20 protein-coding genes and 1 pseudogene are annotated in these 24,554 nt (G+C 71.8%); 5 read left to right on the top strand and 16 right to left on the bottom strand.

What is annotated here, in order from left to right:
• Nucleotides 1–62 precede the first annotated feature (62 nt).
• From ACIQPR_RS03160 to ACIQPR_RS03150, 3 genes are all read left to right on the top strand, one after another.
• Nucleotides 63–302: an SCO4848 family membrane protein gene (locus tag ACIQPR_RS03160; protein WP_403641056.1), complete on the top strand. Its 240-nt coding sequence runs from the start codon at nt 63–65 to the stop codon at nt 300–302.
• Nucleotides 303–306: 4 nt separating this feature from the next.
• Nucleotides 307–1,545, top strand: a complete 1,239-nt coding sequence (locus tag ACIQPR_RS03155; protein WP_403641053.1) for a metallophosphoesterase — start codon at nt 307–309, stop codon at nt 1,543–1,545.
• Nucleotides 1,546–1,741: 196 nt separating this feature from the next.
• A complete protein-coding gene (locus ACIQPR_RS03150) occupies nt 1,742–3,298 on the top strand; it encodes an ABC transporter substrate-binding protein (RefSeq protein ID WP_403641051.1) in 1,557 nt (518 codons plus the stop codon).
• A gap of 39 nt (nt 3,299–3,337) precedes the next feature.
• Here the strand turns inward: ACIQPR_RS03150 and ACIQPR_RS03145 are convergent, their stop codons facing one another.
• Together ACIQPR_RS03145 and ACIQPR_RS03140 are read right to left on the bottom strand one after the other, a co-directional pair.
• Complete coding sequence (locus ACIQPR_RS03145) at nt 3,338–4,792, bottom strand: sensor histidine kinase (RefSeq protein WP_403641048.1); 1,455 nt, start codon at nt 4,790–4,792, stop codon at nt 3,338–3,340.
• A complete protein-coding gene (locus tag ACIQPR_RS03140; protein WP_403641046.1) occupies nt 4,789–5,475 on the bottom strand; it encodes a response regulator transcription factor in 687 nt (228 codons plus the stop codon). Before ACIQPR_RS03140 ends, ACIQPR_RS03145 begins: the two co-directional genes overlap by 4 nt.
• A 187-nt stretch (nt 5,476–5,662) precedes the next feature.
• Here ACIQPR_RS03140 and ACIQPR_RS03135 point away from each other — a divergent pair, with 187 nt between their 5' ends.
• The gene (locus ACIQPR_RS03135) at nt 5,663–8,065 is read left to right on the top strand and encodes an MMPL family transporter (RefSeq protein WP_403642890.1); all 2,403 of its coding nucleotides are present in this window, start codon (nt 5,663–5,665) and stop codon (nt 8,063–8,065) included.
• Nucleotides 8,066–8,074: 9 nt separating this feature from the next.
• On the opposite strand, the gene ACIQPR_RS03130 is transcribed toward ACIQPR_RS03135, so the two are convergent.
• From ACIQPR_RS03130 to ACIQPR_RS03065, 14 genes and pseudogenes are all read right to left on the bottom strand, one after another.
• Nucleotides 8,075–8,866 (bottom strand): TetR/AcrR family transcriptional regulator, encoded by a 792-nt coding sequence (locus ACIQPR_RS03130; RefSeq protein ID WP_403641043.1) that lies wholly within the window; start codon nt 8,864–8,866, stop codon nt 8,075–8,077.
• 11 nt (nt 8,867–8,877) lie between these two features.
• Nucleotides 8,878–9,381, bottom strand: a complete 504-nt coding sequence (locus tag ACIQPR_RS03125) for a thiol-disulfide oxidoreductase DCC family protein (protein ID WP_403641040.1) — start codon at nt 9,379–9,381, stop codon at nt 8,878–8,880.
• Entirely contained in the window at nt 9,378–9,773 is a 396-nt protein-coding gene (locus ACIQPR_RS03120; RefSeq protein ID WP_403641037.1) for a hypothetical protein, read from the bottom strand. The genes ACIQPR_RS03125 and ACIQPR_RS03120 overlap by 4 nt, the downstream gene beginning before the upstream one ends.
• A gap of 96 nt (nt 9,774–9,869) precedes the next feature.
• A complete protein-coding gene (locus ACIQPR_RS03115) occupies nt 9,870–10,280 on the bottom strand; it encodes a VOC family protein (protein ID WP_403641035.1) in 411 nt (136 codons plus the stop codon).
• A gap of 82 nt (nt 10,281–10,362) precedes the next feature.
• On the bottom strand, nt 10,363–13,104 hold the full coding sequence (locus tag ACIQPR_RS03110) for a helix-turn-helix transcriptional regulator (RefSeq protein ID WP_403641032.1): 2,742 nt from the start codon (nt 13,102–13,104) through the stop codon (nt 10,363–10,365).
• A 113-nt stretch (nt 13,105–13,217) separates the two neighbouring features.
• Nucleotides 13,218–13,940: a hypothetical protein gene (locus ACIQPR_RS03105; protein WP_403641029.1), complete on the bottom strand. Its 723-nt coding sequence runs from the start codon at nt 13,938–13,940 to the stop codon at nt 13,218–13,220.
• 4 nt (nt 13,941–13,944) lie between these two features.
• Nucleotides 13,945–15,855, bottom strand: a complete 1,911-nt coding sequence (locus ACIQPR_RS03100; protein ID WP_403641026.1) for a hypothetical protein — start codon at nt 15,853–15,855, stop codon at nt 13,945–13,947.
• Nucleotides 15,856–15,865: 10 nt separating this feature from the next.
• Nucleotides 15,866–17,188, bottom strand: a complete 1,323-nt coding sequence (locus ACIQPR_RS03095) for a hypothetical protein (protein ID WP_403641023.1) — start codon at nt 17,186–17,188, stop codon at nt 15,866–15,868.
• 5 nt (nt 17,189–17,193) lie between these two features.
• Entirely contained in the window at nt 17,194–18,207 is a 1,014-nt protein-coding gene (locus ACIQPR_RS03090; RefSeq protein ID WP_403641020.1) for a hypothetical protein, read from the bottom strand.
• A gap of 249 nt (nt 18,208–18,456) precedes the next feature.
• Nucleotides 18,457–19,236: a succinate dehydrogenase iron-sulfur subunit gene (locus ACIQPR_RS03085; protein ID WP_403641017.1), complete on the bottom strand. Its 780-nt coding sequence runs from the start codon at nt 19,234–19,236 to the stop codon at nt 18,457–18,459.
• The gene (gene sdhA, locus ACIQPR_RS03080; RefSeq protein ID WP_403641014.1) at nt 19,236–20,990 is read right to left on the bottom strand and encodes a succinate dehydrogenase flavoprotein subunit; all 1,755 of its coding nucleotides are present in this window, start codon (nt 20,988–20,990) and stop codon (nt 19,236–19,238) included. Before sdhA ends, ACIQPR_RS03085 begins: the two co-directional genes overlap by 1 nt.
• Before the next feature lie 31 nt (nt 20,991–21,021).
• Nucleotides 21,022–21,504 (bottom strand): succinate dehydrogenase hydrophobic membrane anchor subunit, encoded by a 483-nt coding sequence (locus ACIQPR_RS03075; RefSeq protein WP_019066876.1) that lies wholly within the window; start codon nt 21,502–21,504, stop codon nt 21,022–21,024.
• A gap of 5 nt (nt 21,505–21,509) precedes the next feature.
• Nucleotides 21,510–21,941: pseudogene (gene sdhC, locus ACIQPR_RS03070) on the bottom strand (succinate dehydrogenase, cytochrome b556 subunit); the annotation flags it as partial.
• Nucleotides 21,942–22,072: 131 nt separating this feature from the next.
• Nucleotides 22,073–22,624, bottom strand: a complete 552-nt coding sequence (locus ACIQPR_RS03065) for a 2-oxo-4-hydroxy-4-carboxy-5-ureidoimidazoline decarboxylase (RefSeq protein ID WP_403641010.1) — start codon at nt 22,622–22,624, stop codon at nt 22,073–22,075.
• 155 nt (nt 22,625–22,779) lie between these two features.
• Here ACIQPR_RS03065 and ACIQPR_RS03060 point away from each other — a divergent pair, with 155 nt between their 5' ends.
• Nucleotides 22,780–24,450 carry a glycoside hydrolase family 20 protein gene (locus ACIQPR_RS03060; RefSeq protein WP_403641007.1) on the top strand — a complete coding sequence of 557 codons (1,671 nt, stop codon included), beginning with the start codon at nt 22,780–22,782 and terminating at the stop codon, nt 24,448–24,450.
• The last annotated feature ends 104 nt before the right edge of the window (nt 24,451–24,554 follow it).

Raw genomic sequence — 24,554 nt, 5'->3', positions numbered from 1 at the left:
AAGTCCCGTCACCGGCCCCACCCCGGACACGGGCCCCGGACACCGGCCGCGATACTGGACTCATGAAGCTCAGCCGCCGCGTCTCCTGGTTCCTGCTCGCCTTCGGGGTGTGGAGCTGGGTCATCTGGATCACTTTCGTCAAGAATCTCGTCGCGGACGGCAGCGGACTGGCCTTCGACGACGGCCGGCCGACGGCGTACTTCTGGGTCCATCTGACCCTGGCCGTCGTGTCCTTCGTATTGGGGACGGTCATCGGGGGCCTCGGGTTGCGTGGACTGCGCGCACTGCGCGAGACGTCATAGCGAAGTGGCCATCGTCGTCGTCGCCCTCGCCGCCCTGGTCGCGGTCGCGGTCCTGGGCGGCGCGCACTGGTACGTCTGGCGCCGCCTGGTCCGCGACACCACGCGCGCGTGGGGCCCGGCCCGGATCACCGGCACGGTGGTGCTGACCGCCGGCCCGGTCCTGATGATCGCGGCCCTCGCCGCCGAACGCGGCGGCGCGCCCTTCTGGCTCCAGCGCGCCCTGGGCTGGCCCGGCTTCCTGTGGATGGCCCTGGCGATCTACCTCCTGCTGGCCGTCCTCGCCGGAGAGGTCCTACGGCCGCTGCTGCGCCGGTTCCTCGAACGGCGCGGGCGGGCCGTGACGCCGGTGGCGGAGCCCGCGACCGTCCCGGCCCCGGAGGAGCCCGTGACCGCGGCCCCGGAGGAGCCGCGGAGCGTGCCCTCCCGCCGGCTGTTCGTCTCCCGGGTCGTCGGGGGCGCCGCCGCCGCTGCCGCCGCGGGGACCGTCGGCTACGGCACCTACGGCGTCCTGCGCGGGCCGGGCGTACGGCGGGTCACCGTGCCGCTGGCCAAACTGCCGCGGTCCGCGCACGGGTTCAGGATCGCGGTCGTCAGCGACATCCACCTGGGGCCGGTCCTGGGGCGGGGGTTCGCGCAGAAGGTCGTCGACACGATCAACTCGACGCAGCCCGATCTGATCGCGGTCGTGGGCGACCTCGTCGACGGCAGCGTCAAGAACCTGGGCCCGGCGGCGGCACCCCTGGCGGGACTGCGGGCACGGTTCGGGAACTTCTTCGTCACCGGGAACCACGAGTACTTCTCCGGCGCCGAACAGTGGCTGGAAGAGGTCCGCCGGCTCGGGATCCACCCCCTGGAGAACGCCCGGACGGAACTGCCCGGTTTCGACCTCGCCGGGGTCAACGACCTCCAGGGCGAGAGCGAGGGGCAGGGGCCCGATTTCGAGAAGGCGCTCGGGGACCGGGACACCACGCGCGCGTGCGTGCTGCTCGCGCACCAGCCCGCCCAGATCCACCAGGCGGTCCGGCACGGCGTCGACCTCCAGCTCTCCGGGCACACCCACGGCGGACAGCTGTGGCCCGGCAACTTCATCGCGGCGGCGGCCAATCCGACGGTCGCGGGCCTGGAGCGTTACGGGGACACCGAGCTGTACGTCAGCCGGGGCGCGGGTGCCTGGGGACCGCCGACCCGGGTGGGCGCGCCGTCCGACATCACCGTCGTCGAACTGGCTTCGAAACAGGCCTAGTTGCCCGGTCGGGGCAGTTCCGCGGGTTGGCCGGGAAACGTCGGTGAAACGGGCGGTCGAAACCCGTCGGTAAGTTCTTTCTCATCTCGCCAGAACCCTCTTCCCCCGGATGAAACTCCTGTGGTTAGGTGATCCGCGCCACTAGGGGAGTGGCAGATGCGCAGGAACCCGGGAGGGTTCTGGGGAGGGCACACCGATGCGGTCGGTTCGCATACGGATTCTCGCGACGCTGCTGGTTCTGGCGGCCGTGGGAGTGGGCGGCTGGCAGTTGCTGCCGTCGGACGGGAACAAGGACAGGACGATCACGGTGGGGACGACGGACGCCGTCACCTCGCTCGACCCGGCCGCCGCCTACGACGCGGGTTCCTGGGCGTTGTACAGCAATGTCTTCCAGACGCTGATGACATTCGACTCGGGCGGCACGTCACCCGTCCCGGACGCGGCCAAGAGCTGCGGCTTCGTGGGCGGCGGGCTCAGGACGTACCGCTGTGTGGTGCGCGACGGGCTCACCTTCCCGAGCGGGCGGACGATGACCGCGCAGGACGTGAAGTACTCCTTCGACCGGGTCAAGAAGATCAACTCCGACGTCGGTCCCTCCTCGCTGCTCTCCACCCTCGGTTCGGTCACCGCCTCCGGGATGACGGTCACCTTCCACCTGTCGTCGCCGGACGCCACGTTCCCGTTCAAGGTGGCCACCGGGGCCGGTGCGATCGTCGACAGCACCAAGTACCCGAAGGACGCCCCGCGCAACGGGTTCCAGGTCGACGGCACCGGCCCGTACACCCTGTCGACGTATACGAAGGGCAAGCAGGCCGTACTGAAGCCCAACAGCCACTACAAGGGCGCGGTCAAGAACACCGGGAGCCCGATCGAGCTGCGGTACTACGCCGACTCGGACGCGCTCCAGAAGGCGTACCGGGCGAAGCAGGTGCAGGTCGCCACCCGGCAGCTGCCGCCGAAGATGCTCTCCGGGCTCTCCGCCAGCGACCCGAACCAGCGGGTGTCGGAGGCCGACAGTTCCGAGACCCGCAACCTGTACCTCAACACCCGTAAGGGCACGCCCCTGCACGACGTCCTGGTCCGGCGCGCGATGGCCTGGCTGGTCAACCGCGACGAGCTGGCCGCCACGGTCTACGACGGCACCGTGGACCCGCTGTACTCGCTGATCCCGGCGGGCATCGTCGGCCACACGACGTCGTTCTTCGACGCCTATCCCACGGAGAGCGTCAGCAAGGCCAAGGCACTCCTCGAAGAGGCCGGCGTCTCCGTCCCGGTCCACTTCACCTACGGCTACGGCATCGGGCACGGCTCCGGCGCCGAGGAGGCCGCCGAGCTGAAGAAGCAACTGGAGGCGGGCGGCCTGTTCAAGGTGGACGTCAAGGGCTACGAGTGGACGGACTTCCAGAAGCGCTGGGCCACCGGCAAGCTGGACGCGTGGGCGGTCGGCTGGGTCGCCGACTACCCCGACCCGGACACCTTCGGCTCCCCGCTGGTCGGCACCGGCTCCACCATGAACACCGGCTACAGCAACAAGATCGTCGATCAGCTGATCCTCAACAGCCAGCAGTTCGCCGACCGCAGCCGCGTCGACGACGACTTCCGCGACCTCCAGGTGGACGTGGCCCAGGACGTCCCGCTGATCCCGCTGTGGCAGCGCAAGGAGTACGTCGTGAGCAGCGAGGACGTCGGCGGCATCTCCTATCTCACGGACGGCACCGGCGTGTTCCGGCTGTGGGCCCTGGACTGGATCTGAGCCGACGGCCCCCGACGCCGTACAACCGCTCCTGACGTCCTACGACGGCACCGGCGCCCGGGTCGGCAGGGTCACCGTGACCGCGAGGCCCTCGCCCGGTGCCGTCCGTACCGCCACGTCCCCGCCGTGCGCCCGCACCACGCCCTGCACGATCGCCAGCCCCAGGCCGCTGCCCGCGCCGCCGCCCGCCCGGAAGAAGCGGTCGAACATACGGGCCGCGTCGTCCTCTTCGAGCCCCGGGCCCTCGTCCGCGACGCACAGCCGCACGATTCCGTCCTCGCGCTCCACACCGAGCCGCACGGGCACGTCGGCGGGCGTGTGGGTGCGGACGTTGGTCACCAGGTTGCCGAGTATCTGGCGCAGGCCCGACTCGTCGGCGCGCACCAGCAGGGAGCCGTCGGCGCCGACCGTGACCGGCCGCTCCGGCTGCTGCACCCGCAGGTCCTCGGCGGCGTCGCGCACCAGCCGGCTCACGTCGACGTTCCGGATGCGCAGTTCGGGCCGCTGGTCCAGGCGGGCCAGGGTGAGGAGTTCGTCGACGAGGCGGCCCATGCGGTCGGCCTCCGCGTTCATCCGGTCCCAGGCCCGTCTGCGCTCGTCGGGCTCGGTCAGCATGCCCTTGTCGTAGAGCTGGAGGTAGCCGCGTATCGCCGCCAGCGGGGTGCGCAGTTCGTGCGAGGCGTCGGCGACGAAACGGCGCAGCTGGGCCGCCGTGCGCTCGCGCGTGCGGTACGCCGACTCCACCTGGTGGAGCATGGAGTTGAGGGCGACCCGCAGCTGCTCGACCTCCTGGGTCGGATGGTGGCTGGAGGGCACCCGCCGGGTCAGATCGCCCTCGGCGATGGCCGTCGAGGTCTCCACCATGTCCTCCAGGGGCCGCAGCCGCCGCCGCACGCTGACCATGGTGAGCGTGGCGAGCAGCACCAGCAGCAGACTGCCGAAGGCGAGGTCCAGCTTGAGCGCCTTGGCCATGCCGTGGTGCAGGCCGCCGGTGGAGGCGGCGATCAGGATGTACGTGCCGTCGCTGAGCCGGGTCCCGGTCGCCCGGTAGGAGTCGCCGCGCAGCGAGATGTCGCGCGGCGCGCGGTCCTTGGTGAGCGCGGCCGGGTCGCCGAAGGCGTCGGCGAGCGCCCGCTGCGCCGCCGTGGGGGCGTAGCCGGCGATGGTGAGCACCCTGCCCCGGCGGTCGACCGCCGCGAACACCGTGTCGGGTTTCGGGGAGCCGGGCTGCTGCTGGGGCACCATCCGGTCGCCGATGCCGGCCAGTGAGCTCAGTACGTTGATCTGCCGCATGGTGAGCTGCGAACTGCTCAGCGAGTCACGGGACTTGGTGAGTTCGGCGTCGACCTGGGCGAGCAGGTAGTGCCGCATGCCCATCAGGCTGACGGCGGTGGCCATGACGATGCCCAGGGCGAGCAGCGCGAGGTTGGCCAGGGTCAGCTTGGCGCGCAGCGAGTGGATGCCGCGCTCGCAGTTCGGCAGCCGGATCCTCATGCGAGCCCGTATCCGACGCCCCGCCGGGTGGTGATCACCGGTGCCCCCAGGGTGTCGAGTTTGCGGCGCAGATAGCTGATGTAGGTCTCGACGACGGTTGACTCCGGCGGGGTGTGCTCGTACTGCCAGACATGGCGCAGCAGTTGCTCCTTGGGCACGATCCGGCCGCCGTTGCGCACCAGGAAGCGCAGCAGCGCGTACTCGGTGGGGGTCAGCTCGACCGAGCGGCCCTCGCGGTGCACCGAGTACGTCGTCTCGTCCAGCTCCAGGTCGCCGTAGCGCAGCGGCGGGCGCTGGGGGAGGACGTCGGCGGGGCGGGTGCGGCGCAGGACGGCGGTGATGCGGGCGACGACCACGTCGATGTCGAAGGGCTTGGTGATGTAGTCGTCGCCGAAGCCGAGGGCGCCGACGATCTCGGCGGGCGCGTCCCGCGCGGTGAGGAAGACGAGGGCCAGGTCGGGCCTGCGGGCGCGCAGTTCCCGCCCGAGCGCGCGGCCGTCGCCGTCCGGGAGCATCACGTCGAGCAGCGCGCAGTCCGGGCGGGTGCGCTCGGCCAGCGCGAGCGCCTCGCGGACCGTGCCCGCGGTCATGACCTCGAAGCGGTGGTAGCGCAGCGCGATGGCGAGGACGTCGGCGATGCTCGGTTCGTCCTCCACCACCAGCACGGTTCCTGGAGCCGTCATGCCCCCAGTATCGGCGGCACCACTGACATCGGGGCCGTCCGGTCTTTGGAGTTCCTTGAGAGTCATGGCCAGGACGTGTCCACGCGCGCGTGCCGGCGCCAATTGTGTAGCCCAGGACCTGGGGGACCATCCGACCGATCGACCGAGTCAACTCGGTTTTGCGTAAGGAGTGTTGAGCGTGGCGGCATTGGCACGGTGGTGCTATCGGCACCGGCTGGTGGTCCTGTTGCTGTGGGTGGGGGCACTGTTCGGCCTCGGCTTCTCGGCGACGACGGCGGGGACGGACTACGCGAACGTCTTCTCCCTCCCGGACACGGACTCCAAGAGCGCGTACGACCTGATGCAGAAGGCGTTCCCGAACAGCTCGGGCGACACCGACACGGTGGTCTGGAAGGTCGACTCGGGCTCGGTGAAGGACCCGTCGGTACAGACCCGTATCCAGCCCGCCCTGGACCGGATCGCAGCCATGAAGGGTGTCGGCGAGGTCACCGGCCCCTACTCCGGGGCCCGCGGCGCGGCCCAGATCAGCTCCGACGGGACGATCGCCTACGCGCAGATCACCTTCGCCGAGCAGGCGAACGCCGTCCCCAAGGACCTCGTCCAGAAGGTCGTCGACACCGCGCAGGACGCCCGGCGCGCCGGCCTGCACGTCGAACTGGGCGGCCAGGCCGTCCAGCGGGTCGAGGAGCCGCCCGGCGGCATCGCCGAGGGCGTCGGCATCCTCGCGGCGGCGATCGTCCTGTTCCTGGCCTTCGGCTCGTTCTACGCCGCCCTGCTGCCGATCGGCGTCGCGATCTTCGGCGTCGGCACCGGCCTGTTCTCCACCCAGCTGCTCAGCCACACCACCGACATCCCCGACCTGGCGCCCCTGCTGGCCACCCTGATCGGCCTCGGCGTCGGCATCGACTACGCCCTGTTCATCGTCACCCGGCACCGGCGCGGCCTCCAACGGGGCATGGATCCCGAGGAGTCGGCGGTCGTCGCCCTCAACACCTCCGGCCGCGCGGTGCTGTTCGCGGGCGGCACGGTGTGCATCGCGCTCGCCGGCATGCTGGTCACGAACCTGCGCTTCCTGGACGGCGTCGTCATCGGCACCTCCCTCACGGTCGTCCTGAGCGTCCTCGCGGCGACCACCCTGCTGCCCGCGCTGCTCGGCTTCCTCGGCCCGCGTGTGCTCAGCCGCAAGCAGCGCCGCAGGCTGGCCGCGACCGGTCCCGAGCCGGAGCGCGCCGACAACCTCGCGGTCCGCTGGTCGGCCGCCGTGCAGAAGCGCCCGCGCCGGATCGCCGCCCTCGCCGTCGTCGTCATGGCCGTCCTCGCCCTCCCCGTGCTGTCGCTGCGCCTGGGCGCCACCGACCAGGGCAACGACAACGCCTCGACGACCACCAGGAAGGCCTACGACCTCCTGGCCGACGGTTTCGGACCCGGCTTCAACGGCCCCCTCCAGGTGGTCACTTCGAGCGGTGACACGGCCACCCTGGTCAAGGACATCCAGGCGACCGAGGACGTGGCCCGGGTCGCCGCGCTGCCGCCCACGGGCGGGGTGACGGTGATCCAGGTCGTCCCGAAGGCCTCACCGCAGTCCGTGCAGACCGACGACCTGATCGACACCCTGCGGGACAAGGTGATACCCGGGGCCGGCGCGACCGGTCACGTCGGCGGGGTGACGGCGATCTCCAAGGACTTCGCGTCCGTCACCGGGGACCGCCTCCCGCTGTTCGTCGCGACGATCATCGGCCTGAGCTTCCTGCTGCTCCTGCTCGCGTTCCGCTCCCTGGTCGTGCCGCTGACGGCCGCCCTGATGAACCTCATCGCGGCGGCGGCCTCCTTCGGTGTCCTGGTGGCGATCTTCCAGTGGGGCTGGGGCCTGGACCTGCTGGGCCTCGGCAAGGAGGGCCCGATCAACGCCTTCCTGCCGGTCATCATGCTGTCCCTGCTCTTCGGCCTCTCCATGGACTACCAGGTGTTCCTGGTGAGCCGGATGCACGAGGAGTGGGTCCACACCCGGGACAACGCCCGCGCGGTCCGCGTCGGTCTCGCGGAGACCAGCCGCGTCATCAACTCCGCCGCCCTCATCATGGTCTGCGTCTTCCTGGCCTTCGTCCTGAGCGGCAACACGGGCGCGGCGACGGCGGGCGTCGGCCTGGCCGCCGCGGTCGCCCTCGACGCGTTCATCCTGCGGACGGCCCTGGTCCCGGCCGCGATGCACCTGCTCGGCGACTCCAACTGGTGGCTCCCGGCCTGGCTCGACAAGAGCCTGCCGCACCTCGCGGTGGAACCCGCCGAGGAGCCCGCGCAGGCCGTCGTGGAGGGCCCGGCGTCGGCCGTCCACGGTTTCGTCCGTACGACCGAGGGCGAGCCCGTGGAGGGCGCGTCCGTCACCCTGCGGACGACCGGGGGACGCGAACTGGACCGCGTCGAGTCCTTGGCGGACGGCTCGTACATCGTCTCGGCCCCGGCACCGGGGAGCTACCTCCTGGCGACGACGGCACCCTCCTACGGCTCGGTCGCCCGGCAGGTGGCCGTGACGGACGACCCGCTGGTCTACGACGTCGAGCTGGCCGAGGGCGAGGTCGACGCCGTCAACTGACCCGGCCGCTCAGGGGCGTCCGCCGTCGTCGCTGACGTCGGCGGACGCCCCGCGCTCCCGCTGCTCCCCCCGCTTCTTCCGTGCCGGGTCGGGCAGCGCGTGGGTCATGCCCGGCAGGAAGTCCGTGAACAGCTCGTGCACCTCAAGGACGAGCGGGCGCAGCACCCGGAAGCGCGCCAGGGAGACGCCGCGCGCGGTGAGACGGGCGCCGCGCTCGGCGAGCCGGTAGCTGCGCTCCCGTCCCTCGGTCCGGTCGAACACCCAGTACAGGACGAGCCCCATCTGCGAGAGCCACATCAACTCGGGCAGCACGTCCCGCAGTTCGGGCGCCACCTTGGTCTTCGCCCCCGAGAGCACCTCCCTGTGGACGTCGATGGCCTGCACGCGCGCGTGCTCGCTCTCCGGGGAGAACGGGCTGAGCGGGCTGTCCGGGTCGGCGGCGTTCTTGAAGAACTGCACCGCGAACTCGTGGTAGGGCGTCGCGATGTCCAGCCACACCCGCAGCACGCCCGCGAGCCGCGCCTCCAGGTCGGTCTCCCGGTCCAGCACCTCGCGGACCGCGAGCCGGTGCTCCTCGGCGATACGGTCGTAGAAGCCCTGGATCAGGTGCTCCTTGCCGGCGAAGTAGTAGTAGGCGTTGCCGACCGAGACGCCCGCCTCCTTGGCGATGGCCCGCATCGTCGTCCGGTCGTAGCCGTGCTCCTGGAAGAGCCGCATGGCCGTCTCCAGGATGAGCGAGCGGGTCTGCTCGGACTTGCTGGGGGTCGCGCCCTCGTCGGGGCCGTCGTTGTTCGCGGGCACGGAACCAGAGCCTAGCCACTGGCGCAGGTGCCGTTGTCGCAGCCCGGCCCGGTGTACGACCAGCCGCCGGCCGGGTCGTACGTCCACCCGTCGGTCCGCCCGTACACACCGCCGCCCCACCGGCCGCTGCCCTGCTGCGCCCCACGCCACTTCGCGGCGGCCAGCACGGCGCCCTTGGCGATCCTCGCCCCGGCCGGGGTGCTCAGCCGGTGTGCCAGCGGCCGGTGTTCGCGCAGCGCCCACAGGGTGACGATCCACGCGGCGGGGCCCCGGTAGACCTGCCCGGAGTCGCCGACGACGGTGATCTCCTCAAGGGTGGCCCGGTGATCGAGGCCGGGGAAGCGCCGCCGTGCCTCCTCGGAGGACGCCGGCACCAGCTCCAGGGGCACCAGCTGCGGCTGCCGTACGAGCCAGTCGCGCAGGAAGGCGCACAGGGAGCAGTCGGCGTCGTACAGGACGGTGAGCCGGCGGACCGGGACCGCCCGGTCCGCCGAGGGGGCCGCCACGGTCCTCACGCCCCGACCCAGTCCTGCGGCGCGACGGGCGGCACCTGCTCCCGCTCCAGGACCCCGCGCCGCCGGATCTTGTTGAGCACGTACACGTTGCCCAGGTGCATCACCCCGAGCACCAGGAGCACCACGCCCACCTTGGTCGACAGGGCCTCGAAGATGCCCCGGGTGTCGTCGATGGTTCCGTCGCCGCTGAGGTACAGGGCGACGAACCCGAGGTTGACGAGGTAGAAGCCGACCACCAGGAGGTGGTTCACGGCGTCCGCGAGCTTCTCGTTGCCCTTCAGGACGTCGGCCAGGAAGATCCGCCCGTTGCGGCTGAGCGTGCGGGCCACCCAGACGGTGAGTCCGATGCTGACGGCGAGGTAGATGACGTAGGCGATGACCGTGCGGTCCATGCGCCTCCCCCTTCTTGAACGCGTTCAAAAATGCTGACAGGGGAGACTGTAGAAGCATTTTTGAACGTGTTCAACTCGCCTGTGCCGGGATCTGCGTCACACCCGCCGGGCCAGCTCCGGCCGCTTCGTGTAGTCCGTGAACCCGATGACGTTGCCCCAGGGGTCGGCGATCTCGACGGTCCACCCGGTGGCCACGGACAGGGGCGCGTCCAGCAGTTCGACGCCGATGCCGGTGAGGTGTCGCGCGGCCCGCCGCGCGTCCGGGACCTCCAGCCACACCCGGGGCGAGGGCCACGGCGGCGGCCGGTGCCCGAGCCCCTCCTCCTGCCGCAGCAGCACCCCGGGCGTCTCGCCCCCCACCTTCAGAATCGCGATCCCGGCCTCGTCGAGCCGGAACCCCACGGTGAACCCCGCACGTTCGTAGAAGGGAACCGCCTCGGCGAGATCCCCTACGGGGAGGAGCACGTTGTCGAAACCGAGCAGTTCGTACGACTCTTCGTCTGACATTCCGTCAGATTAGGTGGACGGGGACGAATGCCGTCGAGAGGCGACCGCGGGCCGACGATGTGATCACTCGTTGAGGCGAACCTCATGGTCGCTGCGGCAGCTTGTCCAGCAGGCCCATGCGGGAGTTGATGCCCAGCTTGGTGTAGGTGTGGCTGAGGTGGAACTCGACCGTCTTGACGCTGAGTACCAGGTGGCGGGCTATCTGGCGGTTGGTCAGGCCGGAGGTGGCCAGGCGGGCGATCGACAGTTCCTGGGGTGTGAGGGGGGAGTCGGCGGCGGTCGATCCGACGGTGGCGGACAGTTCTCGTTCGCAGAGGGTCGCGTTCGGGGTGGCGCCCAGGTCGGTGAACGTGCGCAGGGCGGCGCGGAGTTGGCCGGCCGCGTCGGTGCGCCGGCCCGCGCGGCGCAGGAACGCGCCGTGGGCGAGCTGCACGCGGGCCCGCTCGAAAGGGTCCGGGACCTGCTCCGCGTGGGCCAGTGCCGTGCGGAACGACGACTCCGCCGCGGCCGGCGACCGCCGCGCCGCCAGCAGCGTGCCGCGCGCCCGGGCCGCCGCCGCCAGCCGGGAGTGCCGGCCCCGGTGCGCGGCGGGCGCGTCGAGGCCGTCCAGGATCCGCTCGGCCTGCCGGTGCTCCCCGAGCGCGGTCAGCGCGTCCACCAGCAGATCGCACCACGGTGCCACGGGCGTCCGCGCCACCGGCTCCCGTTCCAGCAGCGGCAGCAGCGCGCCCGCCACCTCGTCCTGCGCGCCCCGCGCCGCCGCCGCCCGGGCCCGCGCCCTCGCCACATGGGCGAAGGCCGCCGCGGTGTGGCCGTGTCCGCCGCCGGCCCGTGCCTTCGCCAGGTACGCGGCGGCCTGCTCGGTCCGGCCGCGCAGCGCGAGCGCCCCGGCGAGGTCCGCGCAGGCGACCGGCGCCAGCCAGGCGAGGCCGCCGACGGCAGCGGTCGTAGCGGCGGATTCGAGTTCGCGCAGGGCCATGTCCCAGTTCCCGAGCCGGAGTTCGGTCTCGCCCAGCAGGAGCTGGGCCGTCGCGCGCAGCGGCGCGGGACCGCTCCGGCACAGCGGCGCCGCCGAACGCAGGTCCGCCCGGCTGCCCTCCAGGTCGTCGCGGTCCAGCCGCAGCGCACTGCGGCCCAGCAGCACGTCCACGTCACCGGACCGGACGAGCACCGACTCCGGCAGCCCGGCCGCCCGCGCGACGCCCTCCTCGGCGGCGCCCGTCAGGCCCAGCGCGGCCAGTTGGGCGTAGCGCAGCAGTCCGCCGGTGAACGGCACGGGCGGCAGGTTCCCGGCCCGCCGCGCCCACCGCACGGCGGCCGTCGCCTCGCCCTGGACGAGGCCGAGCAGGGCGAGGCGTTCCGCGATGCGCCGGGCCAGCTCCGGGTCCAGGGCGGGGTCGCAGTGCCGCCACGCGTCGTCGAGGAGCAGCCGGGCGCTGGGCGTCTCGCCCCGGGCGAACGCGAGCTGGCCGTGCGCGTAGCGGTGGGCGGCCCGGGCGCTGTCGCCGGGCAGCGCCCGCACCAGGTCGGTGGCCTCCTCCACCCGCCCGTCGCACAGCAGCGCGTCCGCCGCCTCCACGGTCAGCCGCTCCCGTTCGGGCCGGGTCGCCGCCATCCGGGAGGCGTGCGCCGCCATCGACGCGGCCCGTGACCAGTCACCCGCGGCGGCCTGCCGGCGGGCGCCCGCGGCGAGGTCGGCGACGAGCGCCGGATCCGGGCCGCGGCCCGCGAGCAGCTGGTGCCAGGTGCGGTTCGCGGTGTCCTTGCTGGCCCGCACCACCCCGGTGTGCAGCGCGGCCCGCCGGGCCGGCCCCAACTGGTGGTAGACGGCGGCCCGGACCAGCGGCTGCGGGAAGGCCAGCTCGGGCGGGCCGCCCGTCGGGCACTCCTCCAACAGCCCCTGTCCCACGGCCTGTTCGACGGCGGGCAGCGGGTTCTCCAGACCGGCCAGCTGCGCCACCCGGTGCAGCGGCGCGCGCAGCCCCAGCACACTGGCCGCGGCCACCAGCTCCCGGGCCGGTGGATCGCAGTGGGCGAGGCGGTCCCGGACCAGGGACTGGTACGAACGGGGCGCGGGCAGCGGGGAGTCGGCGGCGGCCAGGGCCTTCGGCGTCACCTCGCGGAGCAGGGCGCGCAGATGCAGCGGATTGCCCCGGGTGTGGGCGTGCAGTCTGCCGACGGCCTGCGGCGGCAGGCCCGCGGGCAGCAGCCGCTCGCACAGCGCGCCGGTCTGCTCGGCGCTCAGGCCGTCGAGCGCGACGCGCAGGGTCTCCTCGTCGGCCAGCAACTTCCCCAGCCCCTTGGGGAGTCGGGCCTCGGCCGGCCCGTGGACGGCCAGCACGGTCAGCACCGGCTCGCGCGGCAGCCGGCGCAGCACGAAGGTGAGCGCGTCCAGCGACGGGGCGTCCGCCCAGTGGGCGTCGTCGATGACGAGGACGACGACGGTGTCCCCGGGGATGCGGCGGGTGAGGGCGAGCAGCCGCGCCCCGACCGCGCCGGGCTCGTCCCCCGGCCCCGGCAGGTCCTCGCCCACCGAGGTCCCGCTCAGCAGCTGGGCGAGTACGCCGTAGGACAGCGCCGTCTCGTTCTCGGCGCCGCTGGCCTCCAGCACCCGGACCCGCTCCGCCGTGCGCAGGAAGCGGCGGACCAGGGCCGTCTTCCCGATGCCCGGCGGGCCCTCGACGACGACCAGACGCGAGGCGCCCGAACGGGCCTCCCGCAGCCGGTCCTCCATCGCCGTGAGGTGGGGCCCCCGGCCGAGGAAGGGCACCTCCCCGGCGTCGGCCGGTCGCTGCGCAGGGCACGACAATGTGTTCACCGGCATGTCGACGTCTACCCCCGTAGTTGCGTCGGTGTTCGCGGGGCCATGCTGCCCGCCCCGTCAAGTCGGTTCAACGCGCGTGCCGTTGAGCGGTCCGGCCGGCCGGGCCCGGGGGCTCATCCCGCCAGGACGCGCACCGCCGGGACGGGCAGCGCGGCGAGCCTGCGCTGGACGAAGAACGTGTTCGTGTTCTGGTCCAGCCCCGGCACCGGCCCGATCCACTTCCAGCCCATCCGCTCGGCGTACCGCTCGGTGAAGCGCCGCCACTCGTCGGGGTTCGGATACCTGCGGTTCGCGTCGTGGAAGTAGACGTACGTGGAACCGAACTCCGTCGCGTTCCCGATCGGGTTGGCGACCGCCCCGCCGAGCGCCCGCAGGGCCACCGACCGTGCCGAGGACGGCAGTTGGGCCCACGGCCGCCGCTGGAGGTCCAGGTAGGCACGGCGCTGACCGCGCGGGATGCCGGGCGGGGCGGGCGGTCCGAAGGTGCCGCCGGTGCGGACGAAGTCGGCCCGGTCCATGTTCCGCCGGCTCGCCCCCCAGCTCTTGAGGACCGGCTGCAACGGCGTCGAGTAGGCCCGCAGAAAGGCGTTGAACGTCCGGTAGTAGGGGCGGGTGAGCAGCGCGTACCGGTTGAACATCGCCCAGACGACCGCGTGGCTGTCCGGATCGTCCCGGCCGCCCGACTCCCCGATGACGAACCGCGCGGTCCACTCGGCGTCCTCGGCGGTGAACCGGTACGGCGCCTTGCCCTGCGCGCTCAGCACACCGAGCCGCGCGGGGGCGGCGACCGGCGCGACGGACGCGGGGCCCCGGCCGGCGGTCGAGGTCGTCGGCATGACCTCACTCCCCTTCCGGACGGCCGTGCCGGACCGCCCCGGACCGGCCCGGCGGCAGTCCGGCCGGGCGCCGCTCGGGCTGCCTGCCGCGCGGCAGCTCCTGCGGGCTCCGGGCGGCCCGCGGCAGCTGCGCCCTGGGCTCGGCCCCGCCCAGCTGCCGCGCACCCCGCCGGTCGGCGCCCGCGCCCACGGCGGGCCGGCCCTGCCGCTCCAGCAGCCTGCGGCGCAGATGCACGGCGGGCATGGTCGCGTCGACGCGCCCGTCCGTGCGCTCAAGACCGAGGTCGACCCCGGTCACCGAGCGGTACGAGTGCAGGTACCCCTGGATCTCCGAGCGCCAGTAGCGGGCCCAGTTCGCCGCCTGGGTACGGTCGTTGACCGCGTTCCAGTTGCCGTAGCGGATCGACAGGAGCAGTTGCTCGCCGAACCGGCCGAGGTCGCGGAAGTGGATGACGGTGTCCGGGGTCCAGCCCTGGAGCCGCTTCATGGTGTCGACGCGGTCCATCCACTGCTCGGGGTAGGCGACCATCGTGCGGCCGGGCAGGAACTCCCGCATCTCCGGGCGGGCCAGCAGCCATTCCTCCATCAGCATCTCCTGGCGGGCGGTCCAGGGCAGGTCGCCGTACTGGTTGTGCTGCCCCTCGGTCAGCAGCAGATGGACGTCCTTGAGCGCGTTGAGGATCGGGAAGCCGTCCGCGATGACCGTGGTGTCGTCGTCCTCGCGGAAGAAGACGTTCGTCAGGCTCAGCAGGGTGTGGAAGGCCTCCAGGAAACGCGGACGGCTGTCCACCGACCTGATCGGCGGTCCGCCGGGCGCCAGTTGGGTCACCCCGTACTGGTGGTCGTACTCGTAGGCCCGGCGCAGCGGCGACAGCCGGTTCTGCTCGTCCTGCACATAGCCCCACATCAACTGGCTGAGGGCACGCAGCGGATCGATGTCGACATGGGCCAGCGGGTCGTAGTCGCCGGGGCCGTGCACGTTCTGGAAGCGGGCGGCGATGGCCTCGGTCGAGCGGACCAGCATGCCTTCCTCGTGCCAGTACGACCAGATCAGTTCCAGGAAGCAGGGGAACGTCAGCTTGTCGCGCAGGATGCCGAAGCACTCCACGCCGAACTTGTCCGCGTCCGTGATCGCCAGCTCGCCCAGCTTCAGCCGGATCACCCCGAGGTAGGGCAGCAGCGCCAAGTCCTGTTCGTCCGGACGGCGTTCACCCGGCGAGTGGGCCGAGATGTAGCGCAGCCAGCGCTGCTGGATCGCGCGCCCGAAGGCGTCGCCGTCCACGTCGCCCGACTCGCCGTAGCGGCGCCGCTCCTCCTCCAGGTCGACCCCCTCGAACGGCGACGTCAGGTCGTCGCCGTCGACCAGGACCCCGCAGCGCACGATCAGGAACACCTCGGTGGCGACCTTCAGCAGCCGGTACGCGTCCACACCGGGGAACGGCAGGGCGCGCGGGCCGATCGACCTGCGGGGCTCGCGGGCGCCGGGCAGCGGGGCGACGTTGCACATGATCGGGTCGATGAACGCGCTGTACTCGTTGAACGAGATCCGGTCGGTGGAGCGGCGGATCGCCGTCCACAGGGCCTGGTCGTCCGTGGGGTCCGAACTCGCCCTGCGCAGCTGGACGTTGATGCTGTCGCCGGCGGCGATCGGCCGCACCTGCACGGTGAGGTCGGCCGTCGCCACGTCGTCGGCGACACCGGGGCCGCGGAAGGTCACGCGGGCGGTGTAGGCGCCGGGCCGCTGGTCGTCGGGGACGTCCCAGACGGCGCGGGCCGGGTCCTGGGGGTCGCCCGGCAGGGGGCCGAAGCCGAGGACCTCCCAGGTGACGGTGGGTTCCGGGTGGGTGGATGTGGCGAACAGGGAGACGCGTCCGCCCTGTTGGATGTGGTGGGGCCGTACTTCGATCGTGGCCATGACGGCCTCCTCAACGGGTGCGGTTCGCCGCGCTCGCGGTGATGGGTTGTCGGGTTTCTGCGGCCGCGCTGTGCAGGGAGCTGGTGAGCGCCCAGTGGGTGAGCTGCTCGCCCAGCAGACGGCTCTCCTCCTCGGGTGTGATCAGCGACGCGGCTCTCGCCTGGCCCAGGACCGCCAGGACGAGGGTGGGCGGGGCCGTGCGCAGCGACCGGGGGTCGCGCGCCCAACTCCGGTAGCGGGTCAGCAGCAGCGCGGGCGCGCGGCTGGAGCGGGGCATCAGGTCGGCCAGGCGGGCGCCGCTCAGCGCGGGCGGGCGGTGGGTGACCAGCAGACGGACGAAGCGGGGCAGCGACCGTTCGAGGAGCACGGTCAGCTCGCGCAGTTCGCGCGGGGCGCGCCGCGGCGGGTAGAGCGCCGCCCACAGCGCGCTCAGCCGCCGCCACTGCGGATGCGGGTACAGGGCGTCGCCCATGGCGCAGCTGAGCCGGACCCTGATGTACGGGAACGGGTGCGGGTCGTCGAGAGCCGGCGCGAGCACCAGCCGGCGCGGGAGGCTCACCACGGCCATCAGGCCCAGGGTGCCGCCGATGCCGAGCTTCCCCACGGCGAAGAGATCCGCCAGCACTTCGGAGAGGGTCAGCCCCCAGTAGCGGAACGCCGACCGCTCGGCGGCCGTGGCCGCGTGCCGCTCGATGTCGTAGAGGACCGGGCGCAGTGAGCCCAGGAGCCCGAGCTGGGCCACCGCCTGGTGTCCGACCTCGTGGACCAGGGACGAGCCGATGCCGTAGCCCACCATGCGTTCGCGCGGGATCCGGATCAGCGCGACCGGGCTGCGTCCGCCGCCGGGGATGCGGGTGTGCACCCGGCGGATCGCGCCGCCCGGACCACGGGCGAGGTAGCAGACGACGGGCGGCGGGTCGGCGAGCGGGGTGCCCGGGGTGGTGAGCGCGTCCACGGCCGCGACGTCCAGGCCGGCGAGCTGCACCCCGACGTCGTGCTCGCTGCGCTGGGTGACGGCTTCCGAGAAGACGTCGAAGTGGCTCAGCACGGAGTTGAACTCCCAGCGCAGCAAGGAGAACTGGTGCTGCTGCCACTCGGGGTCCCGGTCGGCGCCCGGTCCGCGCAGCCACTCCAGATACGCGCCGACCCGGTGCCGGAGCCTGCTGCGGCCCTCCATGAGGAAGCGCTCGATCGCGCTCCGGGCGGCGGCGGACGGTGCGGCGGCAGGCACCATGGTCTCGTGCAGTGCGAACGGCTCGACCCGGTTCAGCCGGGTCAGCAGCGCGCGGGCCTCGCCTTCGAGCAGCGCGGTGGCTGCCGGCCGCAGGTCCATGGCGGTCAGGCCCCCATGATGACGATCTTGCGGCCCTGCCGGACCCAACGCCCGGACCGGGCACGGCCGTTGTGGTGACCGTCGTGATGGCCTTCGTGGTGAGCCTCGTGGCGGCCCTCGTAGTGGCTTTCGTGACGGCCTTCGTGGTGGCCTTCGTGATGGCCGTCGCGGTGCCTCCGCTCCTCGTGGCCCCAGCCCTCCTCCCGGGCGCGGCGCTCCTCCTCGGCGCGTTCCTCCTCGGCGCGCTCCCACTCCTCCGCTTCCTCCTCGGCGCGCCGCTCACCGAACTCGCGCCGCTCTTCGCGCCGTTCCTCGCGCCCTTCCTCGTGGCCGCCCCACTCCTCCTTGACGGCGGGAGCGCCCGGTACCGGAGCCGGGTCCTCGACGAACGCGGGCACGGGGCCGGGCCAGTACCAAGGAGCCGGCAGGGCGAAGGACCGGAAGCGCCGGGCCACTCCCGGCGCGTAGCGGCGGGCGGCGGAGTGGACGGCCTGCTGCGCCAGGGCCCGGGGAGCCAACCGGCGTGAGCCGAACGCCGCGTTCCGCGCGGCGGCACCGCTCAGCGCGACGAACCGCCGGGCGGTCTCGAACTCGTACTCCTCGTGGTCGATGCCCTCGCCCTCGACCTCGAACAGGTTGCTCACCAGATCGCCCGCCTTGGCGCCGATCGCGGTGCCGATGCCGGGGCCGCCGATCGCCGTCCCGAGGGCGCCCCCGATGGCCGGCAGCGCCTGCTTGGCGACGTTCTTGAGGATCCCGCCGAGCGGCTTGCCGACCGAGGACCGCAGGATGCCCCCGGCCTTCCGCGCGGCGGCCCTCAGCCAGTTGCCCAGGAACTGTTCCAGCTCCTCCTCGGAGGTGACCCCCAACAGCTCGGTGGCCAGCTGGACTTCCTCCTCCTCGTCGAAGGGGCTCTCCAGCGACTCGGCCACCCGCTCCTCGCGGCGCTCCTCACCACCGAACTCCTCTTCCTCCTCCTCCCGGTAACGCCTTCCGTATTCCTCTTCGTACGGCTGCATGAGACCAGCCCCTCCCGGCAGTGCGCCGACGCGACCTGTCCAGACCCCCGAACCAGGGCCTGGGACCGCAACGTTGGCAGCGCGCCGGGTACGGCGTCGCCAGGGAGGGGCCCGGGGAAGACCCTGGACCCGGGCGCCCCAGGGTGTCCGGGGACGCGTGCCGCCGGCACGGCCGAGGGCCCCGTTCCGGAACAGGAACGGGGCCCTCGGGGACGTACGCGGACGTACGGAGACGTGCGGGGAAGGACGTCAGAAGCGGCGCGTGATCAGTGCCCGCTTCACTTCCTGGATCGCCTTCGTGACCTCGATGCCGCGCGGGCAGGCGTCCGTGCAGTTGAAGGTCGTGCGGCAACGCCACACGCCGTCACGGTCGTTGAGGATCTCCAGGCGCTGCTCGCCGGCCTCGTCGCGCGAGTCGAAGATGAAGCGGTGCGCGTTGACGATGGCGGCCGGGCCGAAGTACTGGCCGTCGTTCCAGAAGACCGGGCACGAGGACGTGCACGCGGCGCACAGGATGCACTTCGTGGTGTCGTCGAAGCGCTCGCGGTCCTCCGCCGACTGGAGCCGTTCACGCGTCGGCTCGTTCGTGTCCTTCGTGATGAGGAAGGGCATGACGTCGCGGTACGCCTGGAAGAACGGGTCCATGTCGACGACCAGGTCCTTCAGGACCGTCAGACCCTTGATCGGCTCGATCGTGATCGGCTTCTCGGGGTTGAGGTCCTTGATCAGGGTCTTGCAGGCGAGACGGTTCTTGCCGTTGATCCGCATCGCGTCCGAACCGCAGATGCCGTGCGCGCACGAGCGGCGGAAGGTCAGCGTGCCGTCGATGTCCCACTTGATCTTGTGGAGACCGTCGAGGACGCGCTCCTTGGGGTCGATCTCCAGCTGGAAGTCTTCCCACGTCGCCTCGGCCGAGACCTCGGAGTTGAAGCGGCGGACCCGGAAGGTGACCGTGATGTAGGGGGAGTCGGCGAAGCCGGGCTCGGGCTGGCCGGCCGCTTCTTCCTTGTCCAGAACAGGAGTTGCCATCAGTACTTACGCTCCATCGGCTGGTAGCGGGTCTGGACGACCGGCTTGTAGTCGAGACGGATGGACTCGGTGCCGTCGTCGCCGACCTCGCGGTACGCCATGGTGTGGCGCATGAAGTTGATGTCGTCGCGGTTGGGGTAGTCCTCGCGGTAGTGACCGCCGCGCGACTCCTTGCGGGCGAGGGCGGAGACCGCCATGACCTCGGCGAGGTCCAGCAGGTTGCCGAGCTCGATCGCTTCCAGCAGGTCGGTGTTGAACCGCTTGCCCTTGTCCTGGATCGACACGTTCTTGTAGCGCTCGCGCAGCTCCGCGATCTTCTCGACCGCCGTCTTGATGGTCTGCTCGGTGCGGAAGACCATGACGTTCGCGTCCATGGTCTCCTGCAACTCGCGCCGCAGCACCGCCACGCGCTCGGTGCCGGTGGAGTTGCGCAGGTGCTCGACCTGGTCGATGACCTGCTGCGCGGGGTCCTCGGGCAGCTCGACGTAGGACGCCTTCTGCGAGTACTCCGCCGCCGCGATGCCCGCCCGGCGCCCGAACACGTTGATGTCCAGGAGGGAGTTGGTGCCCAGGCGGTTGGCGCCGTGCACCGACACGCACGCGACCTCGCCGGCCGCGTACAGGCCCGGGACGACGGTGGTGTTGTCGGTGAGGACCTCACCCTCGACGTTCGTCGGGATGCCGCCCATCGCGTAGTGCGCGGTGGGCTGGATCGGGATCGGGTCCGTGTACGGCTCGATGCCCAGGTAGGTGCGCGCGAACTCGGTGATGTCCGGGAGCTTCGCGTCGAGCTGCTCCGGCGGGAGGTGGGTGAGGTCGAGGTAGACGTGGTCGCCCTCGGGACCGCAGCCGCGGCCCTCGCGGATCTCCGTGTAGATGGAGCGCGAGACGACGTCACGGGACGCGAGGTCCTTCATGACCGGCGCGTACTTCTCCATGAAGCGCTCGCCGTCCTTGTTGCGGAGGATGCCGCCCTCACCGCGGGCGCCCTCCGTCAGCAGGATGCCCATGCGCCAGATGCCGGTCGGGTGGAACTGGAAGAACTCCATGTCCTCCAGCGGCAGCCCGCGCCGGTACACGGCGGCCTGGCCGTCACCGGTCAGGGTGTGGGCGTTCGACGTCACCTTGAAGAACTTGCCGCAGCCGCCGGACGCGTAGATCACGGCCTTCGCCTGGAAGACGTGGATCTCACCGGTCGCCAGCTCGTACGCGACCACGCCGACCGAGGTCTTGACGCCGTCGACGTCGGCGATCAGCTGGTCGAGGACGTAGAACTCGTTGAAGAACTCCACGCCCTCCTTCACGCAGTTCTGGTACAGCGTCTGGAGGATCATGTGGCCGGTGCGGTCGGCCGCGTAGCAGGACCGGCGGACCGGGGCCTCGCCGTGGTTGCGGCTGTGACCGCCGAAGCGGCGCTGGTCGATCGTGCCGTCCGGGGTGCGGTTGAACGGCAGGCCCATCTTCTCCAGGTCGAGGACGGAGTCGATGGCCTCCTTCGCCAGGATCTCGGCGGCGTCCTGGTCGACCAGGTAGTCACCGCCCTTGATCGTGTCGAAGGTGTGCCACTCCCAGTTGTCCTCCTCCACGTTGGCGAGCGCGGCGGCCATACCGCCCTGCGCGGCGCCCGTGTGGGAGCGGGTGGGGTAGAGCTTCGTCAGGACGGCGGTGCGGCTGCGCTTCGTCGACTCGATCGCGGCGCGCATACCGGCGCCGCCGGCGCCGACGATGACGGTGTCGTATTTGTGGATCTTCATCAGGAATTCCTCAGTCCCTCAGCCCGGTGGCCTAGCGGATGTTCGGGTCGAAGGTGAAGATCACCAGCGTGCCCAGCAGGATGGTGAACACCGTGGCGGTGTAGAGCAGGCCCTTGAGCCACAGCCGGGTGTTCGCGCGCTCCGCGTAGTCGTTGATGACCGTGCGCAGGCCGTTCGCGCCGTGCAGCATCGCGAGCCAGAGCATCAGCAGGTCCCAGACCTGCCAGAACGGCGAGGCCCAGCGGCCGGCCACGAAGGCGAAGCCGATCTTGGAGACACCGCCGTCGAGGACGAGCTGGATCAGCAGGTGGCCGAGGACCAGGACGACCAGCACGACGCCCGACAGGCGCATGAAGAGCCAGCCGTACATCTCGAAATTGCCCCGGGTCGACTTCGGGGTCTTCTTGGTGCGCTTGCGGGGGGCCTCGATGAGGGGCGCGGGGTTGTCTACGGTGTAGACGGCCGCGCTCTCCACCGGGCCGATGCCCGACGCCGCGGTTTCAGTCGTGGACATCTGTGTCAGCTCCCGAAGAGAACACGAGCGGCGTGGCCGAGCACGGGGTAGATCGCCCCGAGCATGAGCACGACCCACAGGCCGACGACGGACCAGAGCATCTGCTTCTGGTAGCGCGGGCCCTTCGACCAGAAGTCGACGGCGATGACGCGCAGGCCGTTGAGGGCGTGGAAGAGGATCGCGGCGACGAGGCCGTACTCCAGCAGTGCGACGATCGGCGTCTTGTAGGTGGCTACGACCTTGTCGTAGTCCTCGGGGGAGACACGCACAAGAGCGGTGTCCAGCACGTGTACGAACAGGAAGAAGAAGATGAGGACGCCGGTGACTCGATGAGCCACCCAGGACCACATTCCTTCCCGGCCGCGGTACAGCGTTCCAGCCGGCACGGAAGCCCTCCGGGAGCGGGGATGTAGGGCCGCGCCGGCTTCTCTGTCGGTCGGGCCCGGCCGGGTACGGTCCTCCGGCCCTCAGCATCGTAACCAGGCGCTGACGCGGGTCTTACGGCGGGCCTGCTTGTGTGATCAAACTGGCACCCAAAGGGGCGCGTATGGGCTAGTTCCGGGCGCGCTCAGAAGTGCCCGGCGAGCCGCCCCCGCGCCAGCAGCCGCAGTTCCTCCGCCACCACCACCCGTTCCTCCTCCGGTTCGTTCGCCAGCCGGGACCGGATGCCCGCCAGTACGTGGTCCAGTACCTCGTCCGGGGCGATCCCGTCCGCGCAGATGACGAACACATGGCCGAAGCGGGCCTCGTAGGCCGCGTGGGCCGCGTCGAGGGCCATGTGGGCGGCCTCGTAGGTGTCGTCGGGGAGGACGGGGAGCGACTCGCCCGCCAGCGCCTCCGCCAGGTCGCCCGCCGTGAGGTCGTACGCCGCCTCGTCGGACGCGGCGAGCAGGGCGTCCAGGTCGGGGTAGGGGCGGTGGTCGGTGAGGCGGCGGGACCAGCGGTGGCTGTGGAGGCAGGCCAGGAGGGTGCGGCGGGCGTCCTCGGGCGGTGCCGAGTTGAACGCGGCCAGCGCTTGCGGGGACGGCGGGGTGCGGGACTGCTCGGGCAGCGCCGGTATGACCAGTCGGCCGGGAAGGTGGGGGAGGCGGTGCGCAGGCAGGGTGGATCCTCGCGTCACGGATGGTGCGGCAGGGGATGCGGTGAGAGGTGCGTCACCACGTTATCGGGAGTGGTCATGAGGTGTCCGACGCATGCCCGAATTTCACCCGGAAGGGAGAGTTTCGGAACGCGTGGTGGACACTCGCGATCCGCCCGGGGCCGTAGGTTGGCGCCGTGAGCCAGCACAGGCGCCGCGCGTCGGCGAAGCAGGTGGAGCGGAACCGCAAGCGGGGGCTGATCGCGGTCGCCGCGGCCACCGCCGTGGTCGCGGGCGGGGTCGGCCTCGGGCTGTGGACCTCCTCCGGGGGCGACGGGAGCCCGGTGGGCGCCGCGCTGAGTCCCGCCGACGGCACCACCGCGTCCTCGCGGGCCACCGCCTCCCGCACCCCCGCGCCCACCCCGAGCCCGACCCGCGTCTATCCGCTGTCGCGGACCCCCCGCACGATTCCCGCCGTGCGCTCGCACACTCCCGCGCGCGGCCCCGGCTGGCGTCCCGTCAAGGGGGAGCGGGTCGTGGTGGACGACGCCGACCTCGTCGACGAGGGGCGGCTGATCGCCGGCGAACTGGGCCTGACGTACGCGGGCGAGGCGGGTGACGTGCGCGCCGGGGACGTACGGCTGGCGCTGAACGACGACGAGGGCGCGAACCCGGAGTCGTACGCGATGACCGTGCGCGGTGGCCGGGTCACCATCAGCGGGCCCTCGGACGCGGGGGTGTTCTACGGCACCCGGACGCTCAAGCAGGAGGTGCACGGCGGCGGTTCGGCGCCGGAGGGCGTCGTGCACGACCAACCGGCCAAGCCGCGGCGGGGGTTCATGCTGGACATCGCGCGCAAGCCGTTCACCGCGTCCTGGATCGAGGACCGGGTACGGGAGTTGGGCGACCTGAAGTTCAACGAACTGGGGCTGCACTTCTCCGACGACCAGGGCTTCCGGATCGAGTCCACCAGCCATCCCGAGGTCGTCTCCAAGGACCATCTCACCAAGGCGCAGGTGAAGGCGATCGTCGAACTCGCCGCCGCCCGGCACATCACCGTCGTGCCCGAGATCGACTCTCCGGGGCATCTCGGCGCGGTCATCGCCGCGCACCCCGATCTCCAGCTGCGCAACGCGTCCGGTGTCGCCACGCGGGGGGCCATCGACATCTCCAAGGACGCGTCCGCCGCGATCGTCGACGAACTCCTCGACGAATACGCCGGGTTGTTCCCCGGCGACCAGTGGCACCTCGGCGGCGACGAGTACCAGGCGCTCACCGTCGCCGACCCCCAGGCCTCGTTCCCGCAGTTGGCCGCCGCCGCGACCAAGGCCTACGGCTCCGGCGGCACCGTCGCCGACCTCACCACCGGCTGGCTCAACGACCGCGCCGACACCGTCCGCAACCACGACCGGACGATGCGGGTGTGGAACGACGGCTTCTTCGCGGGGACGTCCGTGCAGGCGGCCAAGGACCTCCAGGTGGCGTACTGGACGGGCAAGGAGATCGGCGCCCGGCAGCCCGTCAGCTATCTCGCCGCGGGGCGGGAAGTGCTCAACTACAACGACGAGTACCTGTACTACGTCCTCGGTGAGCCGCAGACCTTCGTCTATCCGACCGGGCGGCGGATCTACGAGCAGTGGACCCCGCGCGTGCTGCGCGGCACGCAGGCCGTCCCGGCGAAGTACGACGCGCAGATCCTCGGCGGCTCGTTCGCGGTCTGGTGCGACCTCGCCGGCTCGCAGACGCAGGCGCAGGTCGCGGCCGGGATCCGGATGCCGCTGCGGGCCACCGTCCAGAAACTGTGGGACCCGGGGACCCCGGCGCTGACTTGGGCCCAGTTCAAGTCCCTTGCGGACAAGGTGGGTTGAGGGAGGGCGGCGGGGACGGCCCCGGAGCTGCGCGCTGTGGGGCATGTTGGCCGAAAAGCTCTTCTTCCGCTTTCCCGACCTGACCGGGCTCGTCCCGTGTGACA

The organism is Streptomyces sp. NPDC091280 (assembly GCF_044768565.1).
GTDB lineage: Bacteria > Actinomycetota > Actinomycetes > Streptomycetales > Streptomycetaceae > Streptomyces.
This window is presented reverse-complemented; position numbering and strand designations above follow the sequence as displayed.